Origin of the sequence: Blautia marasmi, from assembly GCF_900258535.1 — a bacterium.
GTDB lineage: Bacteria > Bacillota > Clostridia > Lachnospirales > Lachnospiraceae > Blautia > Blautia hominis.
This window is the reverse complement of record NZ_OIWX01000001.1, coordinates 2,764,408-2,780,811: the sequence shown is the minus strand read 5'-3', so window position 1 is coordinate 2,780,811 and position 16,404 is coordinate 2,764,408. Positions and strand designations below refer to the sequence as shown.

Sequence of the window (16,404 nt, the reverse complement as noted above, 5' to 3'; positions counted from 1 at the left end):
TGCCCATAACCATTTCTATAACTAGGGGTTTCATTTTGTACTTTTTTTAGGTATAATAAACACAAACAGTGCCCCATTGACACTGCCCCATATAATAATAAAGAAGAGAAAGGAAGCACAACCTTATGTATCAGATAGATTTTAATAAGCCGCTGCACATTCATTTCATCGGTATCGGCGGCATCAGCATGAGCGGTCTGGCTGAAATCCTTTTAAAAGAAAATTTCCCCATATCAGGTTCAGACTCCAGAAAGTCCGAACTGACCGCCCATCTGGAGAGCCTTGGTGCCGTTGTCCGCATTGGCCAGCGCGCTTCCAATATTACAGATGACATTGAACTGGTGGTCTACACCGCAGCCATCCACGAAGATAATCCGGAATTTGCATGTGCCCGTCAAAAGGGGCTCCCCATGCTCACAAGAGCAGAGCTTCTGGGACAGATCATGAAAAACTATGAAGTACCGGTAGCTGTAGCAGGTACACACGGTAAGACCACCACCACCTCCATGATCTCACATATTCTGCTGGAAGCTGATGCTGACCCTACCATCTCTGTAGGCGGTATTCTGCCTGCCATCCACGGCAATATCCGTGTGGGCCGGTCAGAGACTTTTGTCACAGAGGCCTGTGAGTACACCAACAGTTTTCTGAGCTTTTTCCCCAAGATCAGCATTATCCTGAATATTGATGCGGACCATCTGGATTTCTTCAAAGACCTGGATGATATCCGCCATTCCTTCAAACTGTTTGCAGAGAAACTGCCCGCAGACGGGACCTTGATCATCAGCAGCGATATCCCCGCCTATGAGGAGATCACCGAAGGTCTTTCCTGCGCAGTAATCACCTGCGGGCTGGAACATGAGGCTGATTATATGGCTAAGAATATTACCTTTGACGAATTCGCCCACGCATCCTTTGACTGCGTAAAGGGCAATGAGGTACTTGGCCGCTTTTCCCTGTCTGTTCCGGGAACCCACAATGTTGCCAACGCCTTGTCCGCCATTGCCCTGGGGGAAAAACTGGGCCTTTCCATGGAGCATATCCAAAAAGGTCTTCTGCACTTCGGCGGTACAGACCGTAGGTTCCAGTACAAGGGTAAGGTAGCCGGCGTGACTATCATCGACGACTATGCCCATCATCCCACAGAGATCGCCGCAACCCTGCAGACTGCCAAAAATTATCCACACAAAACCACCTGGTGTGTCTTCCAGCCACATACTTATACCAGGACAAAAGCCCTGCTGAATGAATTCGCAGAGGCACTGACCCTGGCCGACAAGGTAGTGCTGGCTGACATCTACGCAGCCCGCGAGACCGACAACCTGGGGATATCCTCCCGAAATCTGCGTGATCTGGTTGCCTCTCTTGGTACAGATGCGTATTATTTTTCCACATTTGATGAGATAGAAGAATTTTTATTAAAAAATTGTATCCACGATGATTTGTTGATAACTATGGGGGCCGGAGATGTGTATAAAATCGGCGAAAACCTGCTAGGAATGTAAAGTTATCCACATTATCCACATGCTTATACACATTTACTCCCCTATAAGCATGTGGATTTTTTTGGGTATAAGCCAGTTAACATAATAATGTAACATAATTTGCTGTAAACCTTTAAAATCCCCATGTTTTCGACATTTTTCGGTTGCTAATAAAAATACTCCACTTTTTTATCCACATTATCCACATTCCCCACAAAATTTTCAACATGCCCGCACAAAGGCCTCTGCTAAAAAATGCTTATTCTCTTTTCAAAAGTTATATGTTATACTTACAAAAGACGGGGAAACACTTGCTTGGGCGGACCTTTTTGACATGTCTGTGCCTGGCGTACACGAAAAGATGTTTTCCTGTTTGTTGTGTCGGAATCTTTTCGGCTCACAATATTTTTGAATTTCAAACACGCTCTGGAATAGAAAAGGATGTTAGACATGGGACAGTTCATCATACACAATGATTTTCCCGGAGACTTTACGTTTGTCTCCAACTATTTTCTGGATACTTATATGCCGCAGGCCAACGGAGAGTTTGTCAAAATATATCTCTGGCTTCTGCGCAGCGCTTCCGTATCCGGCGCCGCTCTGGAGCTGTCATCGATTGCCGATATCTTTAACTGTACGGAAAATGATGTGCTCCGCGCATTGAAATACTGGAAAAACACAGGCGTCCTTGATGTAACCTTTGACGGACGCGGTAATTTAAAAGAACTCCGGCTGCGTTCCCTCACAGGCGGAGCAAAAGTTGTGCCGCCAAAGACATCTCAGGCACCATCCGCCAAAACACTGGCTGAAACGGTACCTGAGGCTGCCGCCTCCAGGGAAAAAAGCCAGACTTCTGAACCCAAGACCCTGTCACCCGACAAAGTAAAAGAACTGTCCGGCAGGGATGACGTGATCGAACTTCTGTTTATTGCGGAACAATATCTGGGAAAAACCCTGACTCCCACGGAGATCAACAAGCTCCTCTTTTTTTACGAAGAGCTTCATTTCTCAAAGGATCTGATGGAATATTTGATCGAATACTGCGTATCCAAAGGAAGCCGCAGTATCCGTTATATTGAAAAAGTGGCGCTTGCCTGGGCGGAGGAGAATATCACCACCGTAAAGCAGGCAAAACAGGAGACCAATACATATAACAAAAATTTCTTTGCTATCCTCAAGGCCTTCGGCATCAAAAACCGGAACCCTGTGGATGAAGAGATCCGTTATATGAATCTCTGGCTGAACGAGTACGCCTTCACACTGGATATCATATCCGCTGCCTGCAGCCGTACTGTCATTGCCACCGGCCAGCCCAATTTCGCCTATGCGGACTCTATTCTGCATAATTGGCAGAAAAAGGGTGTCAAACACCTGTCTGACATAGACAAGCTGGATGAAGACCGCAGGCAGCAGAAAGCAGCCAAGGCGGAAAACAGCGCTGCCCGTCCAAAACCGGCACCTTCCAAGAACAAATTCAACAACTTCCACCAACGCACCTACAATGTGGATGAACTGGAAAAACAATTACTGAAATAATGGAAACCACCCTTTGCAGATTTTCCTTCGGCCCAATTTTTGTAACAGTTCAGCTTGTGTGAACTGTTACCAATTTTTGCCTGAATGCCGAATGTTCTCTTACGGTCGCGCAGCAATTGCGCAGACCTGCTGCTTAGTTACCATAAGGAGGTCACTGTGTCGCTGAACAATTTCCAATACGACGCGCTGATGCGCGCATACAACGAGAAACAACTGAATCATAAGCATGAGCAGGATGAACACATCCGACAGGCTTATGAGATGATTCCGCGTCTCCAGGAAATCGACGGAGAGATTGCGTCCCTGAGCCTGAAAAAGGCAAGGGCCCTGCTGCTCCCCTCACCTAAGGATGACTTTGACCTCTCTGCCGCCATTGGGGAGCTTTCCGAAGAACGGACTGCGCTTCTGCAGATCCACGGCTTTACGCCTGACTATCTGGAACTGAAGTATGACTGCCCGTTCTGTAAGGATACCGGCTATGTAGATAACCAAAAATGTTCCTGTTTTAAGAAGGCCGCGGTAGATTTGCTGTATACACAGTCCAATATCAGGGAAATACTTGAAACAGAGAACTTTGAAAACTTTTCCTTTGAGTATTATCCACAGGATATCACAAACCCTGCCACCGGCCTCAGCGCACTGGAGACGGCCCAGGACGCAGTGGACAAGGCCTGGGATTTTATTGACCATTTCGGTGAGCATCCATGTGGCCTGTTTTTCTACGGCGACACAGGTGTGGGAAAGACCTACCTCTCCCATTGTATTGCCAAGGAACTCATTGACAGGGCGTATTTCGTGCTGTATTTTTCATCCTTTGATCTCTTTGACCTGCTGGCAAAGAACACCTTCCAGAAGGATGCAGCCGCCTCTGATGTAGCCGGGTTTATCTATGACTGTGACCTGCTCATCATTGACGATCTGGGAACTGAGCTTACCAACAATTTTGTGGCAAGCCAGCTCTTCTGCTGTATCAATGAACGTATTATGAACCATAAATCTACTATTATTTCCACCAACCTTGCCATGGAAGACTTTCTGGAGACGTATTCCGAGCGTATCTTCTCCAGGATCTCCAGCAATTATACCATGCTGAAGCTGATCGGAAATGATATAAGGATCCAAAAAAAACTTTTAGGAGGAAAGTAAAACATGTCACCAAAAGATGCAACTCCATTAGATTCCCTTCCCGTAGGCCGCCTTGGGATCATTCCACTGAAAAGCTGTGAAAAGCTGGGTTCCAGGGTTGATGACTACATTGTAAAATGGCGCAGGGACCGTGAACATCAGGAGAAAAACAACCTGGAGTTTGAAGGCTATGAGCGGGACTCCTATCTGGTCAAAGCACAGACCCCCCGCTTCGGTACCGGAGAGGCAAAGGGCATTCTGGGTGAGTCCGTACGCGGCGATGATATCTATGTCATGGTGGATGTGTGTAACCACAGCCTCACCTATTCCCTCTGCGGACACCCGAACCACATGTCACCGGATGACCATTTCCAGGATCTCAAACGCATCATTGCTGCCATCGGCGGGAAGGCCAGACGTATCAATGTCATTATGCCGTTCCTCTATGAGAGCCGTCAGCACAAGCGCTCCGGCAGAGAATCCCTGGACTGCGCCATTGCCCTGCAGGAGTTAGTGAACATGGGTGTGGACAATATCATCACCTTTGATGCCCACGACCCCCGTGTGCAGAATTCCATCCCTCTGCAAGGCTTTGAGACGGTACAGCCGTCTTACCAGTTCATCAAAGGACTTTTCAAGGCTGAACCTGACCTTGAAATAACCAGTGATAACACTATGGTGATCAGCCCCGATGCAGGCGGTACGGGACGGGCCATTTACCTGGCTAACGTACTGGGCGTGGATATGGGTATGTTCTACAAACGCCGTGATTACTCCACTATCATTGACGGCCGCAATCCCATCGTTGCACATGAATTTCTGGGCACGGATGTGGCAGGCAAGAATATGATCATTATTGATGACATGATCTCCTCCGGCGACAGCATGCTGGAAGTTGCCGCACTTTTAAAGAGCAAGGGGGCCGGTAAGATCTTCATGTGCTCCACCTTTGGTCTCTTCACCAACGGAATGGAAAAATTCGACAAAGCCTTTGAGAGAGGCGAATTCGACAGACTGCTCACCACCAACTTAGTATACCAGCCTGACGAGCTTCTCTGCAAAGAATATTATGTAAACTGCGATATGAGCAAATATATCGCGCTTCTCATTGATACGCTCAACCACGATGCCTCTATCAGCAAACTGCTGAATCCGGTGGAGAGGATCAATAAACTGATGATAAAACATAAAAAACAGCTTGAAAATAAAGAGTAAGTGAAAACAGGGATGAGAACCCCAAGATGCGGTCCTCATCCCTGTTTTAATTTTTTCATCCTTTGACTGCTCCAACGATCAAACTTTTCTGCACCTCTTTTGATAGTAAAATATATAGAAAAATTGTTGGAAATGTGGCTAACACAAGGGCTGCCCCTATAGGCCCCCACTTGGTATTGTACTGTCCTGCCAGTGTCTGGATACCTGCTGTCAATGTCTTAAACTCCGTGGAGTTCACAAAAGTAGTGGCAAACATTAATTCATTCCATGTATTCATAAAGGTAAATATGCTGGCAGTAGCAACCGCAGGCTTCATAAGAGGAAAAATGATCTTCACAACCATCTGGTAAATATTACACCCGTCAATACAGGCTGATTCCTCCAATTCCCCAGGTATTCCGGATATAAATCCCGAAAAGATCAAGATGGTCATCGGAACGGCAAATGCCGTATAAGGCAGGATCAGGGAAACATAGCCCCCCAGAAGATGAAGGTTCTTTAACATCAACATGACCGGAAGCAGCGCAGCGTGCATGGGGATCATAAGTCCCAGCATAAGCACCGCGTATACGGTTTTGCTCATTTTCCATCTCATCCTGTTCAGCGCATAGGAGGCAAATAAAGAAACCGCACTGGTTATCAGTATACTGGCGCCGACAACGATCACGCTGTTAAGGAAAAAGCGTCCAATATTGGCCCCCACAATCGCCACCTGATAATTTTCCCATATGAAGGCCTTGGGCAGGCCTATGACATTTGCCCCAAAGATCTCCTCATTGCTTTTCAGGGAAAAGGCAAACAGCCAGTAAAGAGGAAAAAGCTGTATAAATGCCCATACGATCAGCAGGATCTGTATCAGCGGTTTGCTTTGTCTTGTCTTTTTCACCATTTATTCCTCCTCTGTCCTGAAAAACTTTTGTACCCCTATATACAGAAGGAAACATATCAGTACGATAATGACCGCCATTGCACTTCCGTAGCCGTACTGGTTGCGTTTGAATATGGTCCACACCATCAATGTTGTGGGCACTTCACTTGCATGGGCAGGCCCCCCTTCCGTGAGAACGTAGACCAGATCAAAGGTTTTAAAGGAGCCAACCAAAGAGAAGATAACACAGGTCTTGATCATGGGCTTAACCAGCGGTATGGTCACACATAGGGCAGTCTTGATCCTGGAAGCGCCGTCAATCTTAGCGGCATCGAAGATGTCCGCGGAAACAGACTTTATGGAGGAATAGAACAGCAGCATATAATACCCGATATACTGCCATATGATAGGTACAATGACTGCCCCCAGGACGGTTTTCTTATCTCCCAGCCAGGCCCTTGTAAGCCCATCCAGACCAATGCCCCTTAAAAAGGTATTCAGCAGTCCATAGTCCGGGTGGTATATCTTCCCCCAAAGCTGTCCGATGGCCACACCGGAAATGATAACGGGAATAAAGAAAATAGTTATGTACGCCCGCTCCCCTTTTATCCCCCCTGACAGCAGCAGAGCGAACGCCATACCGGCAGGAAGCTGGATCAGCAGTGACAAAACTGCGATCACCAGACTGTTGCGCAGTGCCAGCAAAAATTTATCGCTCTGGTCTGTAAACAGCCTCACATAATTGGAAAGCCCCACAAATTCCTGCTTTCCCATACCATCCCACTCCAAAAGGCTGTAATACCCTGAAAGGAACACAGGTGCTGCCACGATCAGCAGAAACAGTATCACCACAGGCAGCATAAACAAGAAAATAGCCTGTTTATTCTTCAGCAACCGGTTCATAACACCCCTCCATTCGATTAATTCAGGGTATCCATCTTCTCACAGAATTCCCCGGCGGTGATATCTCCCATGGACAGATCGATCAGCGCATAGAGATAATCCTGGGCCGCACTGCCTTCAAAGAAAGTATCCCACCACGCAATATACCCGGCTGCATTCTGCGCATCATCGGCAATGGATTTAAACAGGGGGTCTATTTTACTTTCATCCACCTGGTCTTTTACATCCCATACCGGCATATCAAGGCTTGCCTGGTAGGATTTCAGAGACATTTTATAGGAAATCTTCTGCAGCACTTCAAATGCTTTTTCAGGGTGTTTCGTCTCTTTGTTGATGACAAAACCGTCAGATGCACCTCCCACATACTCGTTCACAGTACCTTTCCCGTCCTCCATAACAGGAAACGGTATGGTGATCACATCATCCTTTACGGTTGAGGATTCCCCGTTGATAAAGCCGCAGGACCAGGAACCGTTATAAAACATGGCTGCTTTGCCCAGTGTAAAATCCGCAAGTGCCTCGTCATTGCTGATGGCCACTGCGTTTTCCGTAAATGCCCCTGCCTTTGCCATCTCCTCAAATTTGTTAGCAGCATTTTCAAAATCAGGATCTGTGAAGGTGCTCTCACCGGAAAGGATCTTGGTTACATTCTCAATTCCGCATGCACGCACACCCATCATATCAAATACCTTGCCGATAGCCCATCTGTCTTTTGCCCCCAGCGCGATCGGTGTAACACCGTTTTCCCTCAGTGTTTTACAGCCTTCTAACAATTCCGCATACGTTGTAGGGATTTCCACGTTATTCTCTTCCATTATCTTTTTGTTTATAAACAGATGACAGGTAGACATTTTTGTGGGTAGACCATAAAGCTTATCCTCAAAAGTAAAATAGTCAAGAACACCCGGAAGGAGCTGTCCTTTGATATCATCTGTCATATACTCATCAATCTGAAGTACCTTATCTGCTTCCACAAAGGGTTTGGTAAAACCACCGCCCCAGGTGCCGTAAATATCCGGCGCTTCGTTGGCTGCCACGGCTGCCTTTATCTTTGTCTTATATGCCTCATTTTCTGCATAGTCAAGCTGGATTTCCAGGGAGGGATCCTCCTCCATGATCTCCTTAACGGACTCCTGAAAGGCTACTGCTGACTTGTCATCCGGATTTGTTCCGTAAAGTGACCAGATCGTAAGCTGGATCTTCTCATCACCTTCCGGATTATCCTGAGTCTCCTTCTGGCTGCCGGCAGACTTAGTGCTTTCCTCTTCTTTTGCACTGCTGCCCCCACCGCATCCTGCGGCTGTAAGCGCTAACGCTGCGGCTGTGGTGAAGCATAATACCTTTTTCCATCTTCTCTTCATCTTCCTTACCTCTCTCGTCTCATTTTTTAACCGGCCGGTCTTTATGTTATTATCCTATCATCTGCCCTCCAGAATGTAGAGAGAGAAAATTTACCGGAATAAGGAAAATAGTTACTATATAGATTCCTGATAATCCCGCACGGAAACCCCTGTGACCTTCCTGAAACACTTGGAGAAATAATTGGCATCCGGTATGCCCACCAACTCCGCGATTTCATAAATCTTATAATGTCCCTGCCTCAAAAGTTCAATTGCCCGGTCAATCCTAATACGCATTAAATAATTGGAAAAATTGGCTCCTGTCTCCTGCTTGAACAGACGGCAGAGAAAGCTTGAGTTTACATAATATTTTTTAGCCATTCCGGTCAGGGTTATTTCACTGTCACTGTAATTCTCCTCCAGATCCCTGCATACCTGGCTGATCACATGGTTTTCCGGCAGTTCTCTTCTGTTTTTGCATCCTGCTATAATGTACCCGGTAAAGTTGAGAAGATAGGTCCGCATCTCCTCCTTCTCCTCCATCCGGATCACGTACTTAAACGGCACACTGTTTGTCTTAAAAAACTGTGACACATCAAAGCCGAAATCACAGATCAGGCGCATTAACCGGGTAATACAGTTAACGGTATCCATTCTCGCCGCATTGATCTCCAGGGTTGAGTTCCCCTGATAGCAGGCAAACATCCTGTTAATATGAGTATATGCCTGCTCCTCTTTCCCGGCTTTCACTGCTCTGCATATCTCCTCCATACATTCATCTACTTTTTCCTGATACTCCTGCTGTGCTTTCAGAAGATTTCTCTTCTCCAGAATACTGTCTCTTACCTTACATACACTCTGTCTGAGAGCATCTCTTCTGACAGGCTTCACAATATAATCCGCTACGCCCATGCGGATGCCCTCTCTGGCATACTCAAATATCTCGTACGCTGTCAGCATAATGATCTTAATATCCGGAAATTCTTCGGCCACACGGCGGGACAGCTCCAGCCCATCCATAAAGGGCATTTTAATATCTGTTATAAGGATATCCGCTCCATTTTCCCCCAGTAGATCCAGTGCCTCCTGTCCACTCTCTGCCTCCTGCACGATCTCGCATCCCATTTGATCCCAGTCCAGGCATATTTTCAGTAAACTCCGGGTGTTCTCTTCGTCATCTACTATCATAACTCTAATCTTTTGCTCACTCATTTTACTTCCTCCTGGTCCTCCCTGCATAAGCGCAGCGGCAGCTTAAAGGTGATACGGGTCCCCATTCCCCTGGTACTTATTATTTCACAGCAGTCCTCATAAGCGTAATAGATACGGATCCTCTCCATTGTACCGCAGAGGCCAAAGCTATTCCTCTGCCTCTCCTGGGAATATAATCCTTCTACCTTCTCCGGCTCCATCCCCACCCCGGTATCCTCCACACGCAGAAACATTTCCTCTTCCATTCGGTAAACGCTGATACGGATGCTTCCTTTTATCCCTCCCGGTCTGATTCCATGGTAAAGGGAATTCTCCACAATAGGCTGCAGGATCAGCTTCAGTACCTTTTTCTTTCCAAGCTCCGGTTCAATCTCAGCTCTGTAATCAAAAATATCCCCGTATCTCAACTTCTGTAATTCCAGATAATCGGTCACGATCTTTATTTCCTCCTCCACAGTGACAACTGTGGAACCATGGCTTAAACTGCCGTGATAATAACTGCCCAGATTTTCAATGGCAGTGTATGCCCGCTCCTTATCGCCGGATAGGACAAGGTAACCGATGGTATCCAGCGTGTTATACAAGAAATGTGGTTTTATCTGCTCATACAGCACATTCAGCTCATAGGTCCTCTTATCTTTCTCGGTCTGTATGCCCCGTTTTATCAGGCAGTCTATTTCCTCTATCATCTCATTATAATTATCCTTCAGGATCCCGATCTCATCCTTCCCTGTATCCAGTTCCACCTTCTTGAGACTGCCCCTCTTTACTTTATTCATTGACTTTATCAGTTTTTGAACCGGACGGGTGATGGAGCGTGATATGATAAAAGAGGCAGCTATGAAAATAACAGAACAGAACACACCCATGATCAGAATGGTGGACTTGGCGGTCTTACTCTCTGCCTCCACATTTTTCAGCGAGGCCGTGTTCACGATCTTCCATCCGTATTTGTCCATATTTACACCGGAAAAAACATATTCTCCATCCCCGTTTTTCTCTAATACGGAACATATTTTCCTGCTCTCCTTAAAGTCAAGGATTTCTCCCGGCACCTCTGTCCGCTCTGTATTTGATATGATGATATGGTTGTCTGCGTCTAAGATCAGGAATGGGATATTATCATACGGTTTCGTTTGGGCACCTAAAAACTGGCGTTCCAGAATATCCAGCACCAGCACGCCGATCGGTCTCTGCGTCTCAATATCATTTATGATCCTGACAAGAGATATCACGGATTCTCCCGGATATTCATTATAGTAATAAATATTGGGTATGAGCTTAAATCCGCCCTTTTGCTTTTCAACTTCATGGAACCAGTCCTGACTGAAGATATCTGTCCCTTCCAATGTATTTTTCTTATTGTTGTTGATCCCGTATTTATTGTGATAGCGGTCATAAATGGTGATGGACTTGGCAACCGGATAGATGTCCATATATGTCATGATCTGCGAAAACACTTCTTTTGACTGCACTGTATAATTTTTGTCCACGGATTTTAAAAAGTTCTGTACAGATGAATTGGCAATGATCATCCTGGAAATATTATTCAGGCTGCTGATCGTATTCTCAATGGAAGACTCCTGCACAGTAAGTACCTGCTCTGAATACTCCCGCACTTTGTCCTTGGTAATATTCAGCGTGTAATCATTATACAGCCAGAAAGAAAACATGATAAATACCGCGAGAACTATAAAGTATATCAGCAGTATCTTAAAATTTAATTTTAAATCCCTGTATGAAAACCGTCTCTCTGCCCCGTTCATTCCGGATCCCCCCTCCGTAATTACAGCCCTGTACCGGTACCCCCGGATTTTTTTAGTAACAATAAAACAGCGTTTGGTGAAGCCTGTAAAAATCACCTCTTGCAAAAGGATGACTCCACACTGAGCAACACAAAACGCTGTTTACCTGTTATTGTTCAATTAAAAAGGCCTCGTACCCGCTGGAATAGTCAATCATAATCTCTGTATAGCCATTCTCATAATGAAAATCTGCCTTTTCACACAAGGGCAGCCTCACAACGGCGGCGGGGCTGTACCCTGTCTTGATTCTGATGGATTTATCCTTCACCATATATTTCTCTTCTATGGTATCTAACATTTTCGCTTTCCCGCTCACCACGTAATTCAGCATATGAAGAATATAATTCTGCCCCTGGCGCCTGAGGTTCAATTCTGTAAGGGCCGGCAGGTTTGTTTCTATCAAAGGTTCTTTCAGAAGACGCCGGATACATCCTGCAGTCAAATCCCTATATACCGTATATCCGCTGTCCGTGTACATCCTGAATACCGGAAATGCCATATAGATCCCTGCCTCCGTTTCCAAAATGGCCGGTTCCCCCCGGCTCTCCCTTTTTGGCGGGGTCTGCCTGTGTGAACAAAAGTGTTCATATGTACGGGAAAAATACGGATCTACTATCTCTGCCAGCACGTTTCCACTACCGGACACCTGTTCCCCCGCTTCGTATAAGACGTGGTCCGTCTTAGGTACTTCCGGGAAGGTCCGGCTGTCCCTCATCCTCAGGTACCGCACATCATATGGACTTTTTCCCTCATGGACCAAATCCATCCCGGGAAGTATGGACTTTCCATCCTTCAGCCCCGATGTTCCGGATACCAGGATTTTCCCGCCCTGATCTAGGAACGCTCCAATCTTTTCCGCATACGCCTGGTCCAGTTCTGCATGGTCAGGAAGGATCAAAAGTCTGTAATCTGCAAGGGAATCCTCCTGATTCACAAAGTCAAAGGGATGGTGCAGTTCTGATAGTACACGGTATACCCCCTCCTCACTCATCCCTCCGGAGGATGGGTCGCAAGCCCCTGCTCTGCTTGGAATCAGCACGGCGATCTCCCTTACCTTTTCGGTCCGGTACAGCCACGGTTCCATATGCTCTATCTGTTCAAAGATCCTTCCAATCCGTTCATATACCACTTGATCCAGCTTCCCGCAGGGATGCATCTGGTCGCCCACACACACGCCTGCCCCATTTGCAATGGCCCGGAAGCATTCATATTCCAGGGCATTTTCATGCCGGAGTGAGCCAAAGTCTCCCCATGCAGTGTGGAACTTTCCGTTCATCATACAGATATCTTTTTTATATTTGTTCAGATAATTAGCTGCAACGGGAAAATGTGTATATCCCCACTGTTCACTGGGAAGAGATTCTATGTCCAGGAAGTCAAAATATTTTCTTTTCTCAATGGATGAACACTGTGGATCAGTACCGTCATCCAGCTCATAAGGAAAGGCGTTAAAGTACACTTCCAGATCCTCATCCAGCGCTTTTAAATACTTGTAAAATGTCCGGCAGAAACGTGTCTCCGATATCTTGTCGAAACGGCGCACATCCTCCGGTCTTTCCGGATCAAGCCCCAGAATCTTCATGTCTTCCGAACAGGTCCCGCACACACATCCCTTTCCCTGTACAATGTCAATCCAGAAGCCGTCGGGATGGTATCTGTCATAGACCTCTTTCATTTCTGCTTTTAAGATTTCCTGGTAATCTTTGTTATTATAACAGATGCATTTCCAGGAATAGTAAGAATTGTCAAAAGGCTTTTTATTTCCCCAAATCCCTTCCGTATTTACCATAAGCCATTCCGGGTGGCGTTTTGCCCAATCCTCATTCCATGATACACAGGTGTAGGCCACCGGCCGGATCTTGTTCTCCCGGCACACCTGCACCTGGGCACCGAATAGATCAAAGGTAAGCTCAGGATGCATTGTGCCCACTGCCGTGGGGTAATAATACATTCCATGATGGCACTTTGTAAACAGATTGATGGAATTAACATGGGCTTTTTTTAATGTATCTGCAAATTCCTCTGCATCAAACTCTGCCCCGATATCCCCGATCAGCGGGGATGTGTGGAAATCAAGATGTATCTGCCGAAAGGGGATTCCTTTTTTCTCCATGCATTTCTCCTTTACGTTCATTAACTTTCGGTATCTTGTCTTGATTATAGAATTGTCTTGAAAATAAGTCAATTAGTTCCAATCAATTTTAAAATATGGTAAATTTTTTACCTATTTTTGCAAAATTTTCCTTCTTTACGGATGCAGGCGCACCATGTGACAGGGAATACCGGACTTTTGAAGAACCTCCGCTTCCCTCTTGTTGCAGGTAAAAATAATGGTCTGTTCTTTTTCCCGGTACAGCCACCGCAGCGTCTCTGCCATACGCTCCTCATCATACATGGCAAAAACCTCGTCAAGCAGAACGGGCATTGGCTCCTCGCCGCAGAAGATATCTCCAACTGCAATGCGCAGGGCCAGATATACCTGCTCTATGGTACCCTGACTTGCCATAAAAAGCGGCACATGGCGGTCTTTTGTAAATAAATCTATTTTCAGCTCTTCGTCTATAGCGACTTTGTTATATTTTCCTCTTGTCATTGTACAGAAAATGTCTGAGATGCGGTTCTTCAAACTTTCTCCCACTGATTCCTGGGCGGAGACTGACAGGCTCTCTATGGTTTGGGCTGCCAGCTCGATACTCCGTATCTCCTCCGCCTCCCCCTGCCCCTGGCTTGCTGACATCTGCAGCTCCAGAAGCTCCTCCTGCAGGTTGGATATCCTGGTTCTTTTTTCGCCTAATTGGGCTGTGAGCAGACGAATACTATCTCCCGCTGTCTGTTCTGTCTCCCGGACATGATCCCGGCTGTCATCACCTAACTTATTTTTTGAAGCACTGTCCCGTGTATCCTGATCCTGTGTTTGATCAGTCTTATACCAAGCAAGGATGCAGAGCAGAACCGCTGCTATCAGAATCACTGCCGCAGATACGCAGGCAGCTTTGAATCCCGCTGTAAAAAACAAAATGTCCCATAGGAGCAAATCTCCCAAAAGGACAGCCGGGACGATCTTTCTCCATTTCAGCTTAGAAACCCTTGCTTCCCTTTCCGTCAGGGCGGTCCGTGCCGCATTTTCCCTGTCCCGCTCCTTTGCAAGCTTCAGTCCGGCTTCTCTTATCTTCCGCTCCTCCGAGAGCTTTCCTTCCAGCTCTTTCGCCTCACGTTCCAGGTAAGAGATCTCAAACCTTATCTTTTCCTCCTCCGCCTGCTGCTCCTGTTCTCTTATCCGGAGACGGTTCAGCCATTCCTTTTTCCTCTCTTTTAAAATAGAAAGCGCCTTGTCAAGGTTCAGCTTCCCGTCCCCGCTCTCCTGGTAATTACTCAGATAATTTCTCAACTCCAGAAGCAGGGCGTCCCCGGTACGGCTCTTCATCTGTCCGATGGATACGGTATTTTCATACACGGTTTCACTTATACCGCCCAGAAGCATCTCCAGGTCTCCGTCCTCCACAGACAGAAGCTCCCCATCGCTTTCGCAGACCAGTTTAGTCCCCTCTTCTCCCCTTCGGAAGTCTCTCTCCAGTCGGAAATCCTTCCCCCCGCAGGAAAAACGGATGCTTCCCTCATACCAGGATGGGTTATTCCATGGGGTATAGCGGGTGTAGGAATCTGTCCTGGCAGCACGGCCCCTCATTTTTTTCAACCCGAACAGCATACACTGGATAAAAGCATGGAGGGTGCTTTTTCCGCTCTCATTCTCCCCGTATACTATATTGATCCCTTCCTCCAGCCGAAAAGACCGGTTCTGGAATTTTCCAAAATTTTTTAATATAAGTTCCCGGATCACCATAAAAAATCTATTCCTCCCTTGAAGCCATCAGAGCTTCCATGCCGTATGCAAAAGCCTTCTCTTCCCTCAGGGAGAGTCCTTCACCTTCAAACCGCTTTACATACGCCTCTATGAGACTGCCCCGGTACTGCCGCATCAAAGCTTCCTTATCATAGACAGTATGGCTCTCATCTATCACTTCACGTACATTGCCCAGCTTCATGATCCGCTCTGTGTCAAATTCCGTCCCCATGGCATGTTCGCCTTTGATCACGATCCGATACAGATTTTTTTCACCTTTTTCCTTCATAAGCCTGGACAGGGCCTGTTCAAGGGAAAACTGCGTGGTATTTTCTTTCACTTTTACGGGCAGAAGAATATAGGAACGGCAGGCTGCGGAAATAAATTCTGCTCTGACACCTCCATGGCTGCATATTCCCTTTATATACCCATGGGGCCCCAGATCATTTTTGTCAATGGGTTCCAGTGCCCCTGCATAGGCGATCTTATCCTTTACCAGCATTTCCGGTTTGTGGATATGTCCCAGGGCAGCATAAGAAAACCCGGCCCGTTCCAGTACGGATCTGTCAAAGGGTATATGGTTTTTATCGCCCCCATGGGCCAGCAGGATTTCAATGGGCTGTCGTCTCTGGGGCTTGATGTGATGGTACAGTGGGTCTGTGATCTCTTTCCGGTCATAGCTTATACCGTAAACAGCTGTGCCAAGTTCTGGAAGTTCCACACATGGTTCCTGCTCCCCCCACAGACAAAAAACATTCTTTGCCCAGGGAAACCGCAGATAATAGGATTCCCTCTTCAGATAATCATGGTTGCCGGCGATCAGCACGATTTTCGTGTCGGGTATGGTTGAAAACAGATAATTTACTTCTTTCAGTTCTTTCATCAGAGGCTGCCTGTGAAACAGATCCCCTGCAATCAGAAACAGACCGGCTTTTTCTTCGCCGGCCTGTCTTATTAATCTTCGGAAACTGTCCCATATCTCCTGGCCTCTTTCTTTACTCCAGGGAAAACCTTTGTCAGGTTCTGCGCCCAGATGTATGTCCGCGGCATGAAAAAATATCATGGGTTCTCCTTT

The 16,404-nt window shown here is 46.7% G+C and carries 12 protein-coding genes; 4 read left to right on the top strand and 8 right to left on the bottom strand.

All coding sequences use genetic code 11. From position 1 onward, the window contains the following. Window positions 1-125 precede the first annotated feature (125 nt). The 4 genes from murC to C6P39_RS11975 all read left to right on the top strand — a co-directional run bounded on the left by murC (window position 126) and on the right by C6P39_RS11975 (window position 5,360). Entirely contained in the window at window positions 126-1,505 is a 1,380-nt protein-coding gene (murC, locus tag C6P39_RS11990; protein ID WP_095174755.1) for a UDP-N-acetylmuramate--L-alanine ligase, read from the top strand. A gap of 429 nt (window positions 1,506-1,934) precedes the next feature. Beyond that, a complete protein-coding gene (locus C6P39_RS11985) occupies window positions 1,935-3,020 on the top strand; it encodes a DnaD domain protein (protein WP_095174756.1) in 1,086 nt (361 codons plus the stop codon). Window positions 3,021-3,176: 156 nt separating this feature from the next. Continuing rightward, the gene (locus tag C6P39_RS11980; protein WP_095174757.1) at window positions 3,177-4,166 is read left to right on the top strand and encodes an ATP-binding protein; all 990 of its coding nucleotides are present in this window, start codon (window positions 3,177-3,179) and stop codon (window positions 4,164-4,166) included. 3 nt (window positions 4,167-4,169) lie between these two features. Next, window positions 4,170-5,360 carry a ribose-phosphate pyrophosphokinase gene (locus C6P39_RS11975; RefSeq protein WP_104803942.1) on the top strand — a complete coding sequence of 397 codons (1,191 nt, stop codon included), beginning with the start codon at window positions 4,170-4,172 and terminating at the stop codon, window positions 5,358-5,360. A 55-nt stretch (window positions 5,361-5,415) separates the two neighbouring features. Here C6P39_RS11975 and C6P39_RS11970 read toward each other — a convergent pair whose 3' ends face one another. The 8 genes from C6P39_RS11970 to C6P39_RS11935 form a co-directional block, all read right to left on the bottom strand. Beyond that, window positions 5,416-6,249 (bottom strand): carbohydrate ABC transporter permease, encoded by an 834-nt coding sequence (locus C6P39_RS11970; protein WP_104803941.1) that lies wholly within the window; start codon window positions 6,247-6,249, stop codon window positions 5,416-5,418. Then, the gene (locus tag C6P39_RS11965; protein WP_095174760.1) at window positions 6,250-7,131 is read right to left on the bottom strand and encodes a carbohydrate ABC transporter permease; all 882 of its coding nucleotides are present in this window, start codon (window positions 7,129-7,131) and stop codon (window positions 6,250-6,252) included. It abuts the gene before it with no gap. A gap of 17 nt (window positions 7,132-7,148) precedes the next feature. Further along, on the bottom strand, window positions 7,149-8,492 hold the full coding sequence (locus C6P39_RS11960) for an extracellular solute-binding protein (RefSeq protein WP_104803940.1): 1,344 nt from the start codon (window positions 8,490-8,492) through the stop codon (window positions 7,149-7,151). A 114-nt stretch (window positions 8,493-8,606) separates the two neighbouring features. Continuing rightward, a complete protein-coding gene (locus tag C6P39_RS11955; RefSeq protein ID WP_158661551.1) occupies window positions 8,607-9,683 on the bottom strand; it encodes a response regulator transcription factor in 1,077 nt (358 codons plus the stop codon). Then, the gene (locus tag C6P39_RS11950) at window positions 9,680-11,449 is read right to left on the bottom strand and encodes a sensor histidine kinase (RefSeq protein ID WP_158661550.1); all 1,770 of its coding nucleotides are present in this window, start codon (window positions 11,447-11,449) and stop codon (window positions 9,680-9,682) included. The genes C6P39_RS11955 and C6P39_RS11950 overlap by 4 nt, the downstream gene beginning before the upstream one ends. A 148-nt stretch (window positions 11,450-11,597) precedes the next feature. Further along, window positions 11,598-13,601 (bottom strand): beta-galactosidase trimerization domain-containing protein, encoded by a 2,004-nt coding sequence (locus C6P39_RS11945; RefSeq protein WP_158661549.1) that lies wholly within the window; start codon window positions 13,599-13,601, stop codon window positions 11,598-11,600. A 135-nt stretch (window positions 13,602-13,736) separates the two neighbouring features. After that, window positions 13,737-15,329 carry an ATP-binding protein gene (locus C6P39_RS11940; RefSeq protein WP_104803936.1) on the bottom strand — a complete coding sequence of 531 codons (1,593 nt, stop codon included), beginning with the start codon at window positions 15,327-15,329 and terminating at the stop codon, window positions 13,737-13,739. Window positions 15,330-15,336: 7 nt separating this feature from the next. Continuing rightward, complete coding sequence (locus tag C6P39_RS11935; protein ID WP_104803935.1) at window positions 15,337-16,392, bottom strand: metallophosphoesterase family protein; 1,056 nt, start codon at window positions 16,390-16,392, stop codon at window positions 15,337-15,339. Between the last annotated feature and the right edge of the window lie 12 nt (window positions 16,393-16,404).

What these genes read in the sequence shown, in the direction of transcription:
- murC (WP_095174755.1), top strand. Translation starts at nt 126, where the DNA reads ATGTATCAGATAGATTTTAATAAGCCGCTGCACATTCATTTCATCGGT.
- C6P39_RS11985 (WP_095174756.1), top strand. Translation starts at nt 1,935, where the DNA reads ATGGGACAGTTCATCATACACAATGATTTTCCCGGAGACTTTACGTTT.
- C6P39_RS11975 (WP_104803942.1), top strand. Translation starts at nt 4,170, where the DNA reads ATGTCACCAAAAGATGCAACTCCATTAGATTCCCTTCCCGTAGGCCGC.
- C6P39_RS11970 (WP_104803941.1), bottom strand. Translation starts at nt 6,249, where the DNA reads ATGGTGAAAAAGACAAGACAAAGCAAACCGCTGATACAGATCCTGCTG.
- C6P39_RS11965 (WP_095174760.1), bottom strand. Translation starts at nt 7,131, where the DNA reads ATGAACCGGTTGCTGAAGAATAAACAGGCTATTTTCTTGTTTATGCTG.
- C6P39_RS11960 (WP_104803940.1), bottom strand. Translation starts at nt 8,492, where the DNA reads ATGAAGAGAAGATGGAAAAAGGTATTATGCTTCACCACAGCCGCAGCG.
- C6P39_RS11955 (WP_158661551.1), bottom strand. Translation starts at nt 9,683, where the DNA reads ATGAGTGAGCAAAAGATTAGAGTTATGATAGTAGATGACGAAGAGAAC.
- C6P39_RS11950 (WP_158661550.1), bottom strand. Translation starts at nt 11,449, where the DNA reads ATGAACGGGGCAGAGAGACGGTTTTCATACAGGGATTTAAAATTAAAT.
- C6P39_RS11945 (WP_158661549.1), bottom strand. Translation starts at nt 13,601, where the DNA reads ATGGAGAAAAAAGGAATCCCCTTTCGGCAGATACATCTTGATTTCCAC.
- C6P39_RS11940 (WP_104803936.1), bottom strand. Translation starts at nt 15,329, where the DNA reads ATGGTGATCCGGGAACTTATATTAAAAAATTTTGGAAAATTCCAGAAC.
- C6P39_RS11935 (WP_104803935.1), bottom strand. Translation starts at nt 16,392, where the DNA reads ATGATATTTTTTCATGCCGCGGACATACATCTGGGCGCAGAACCTGAC.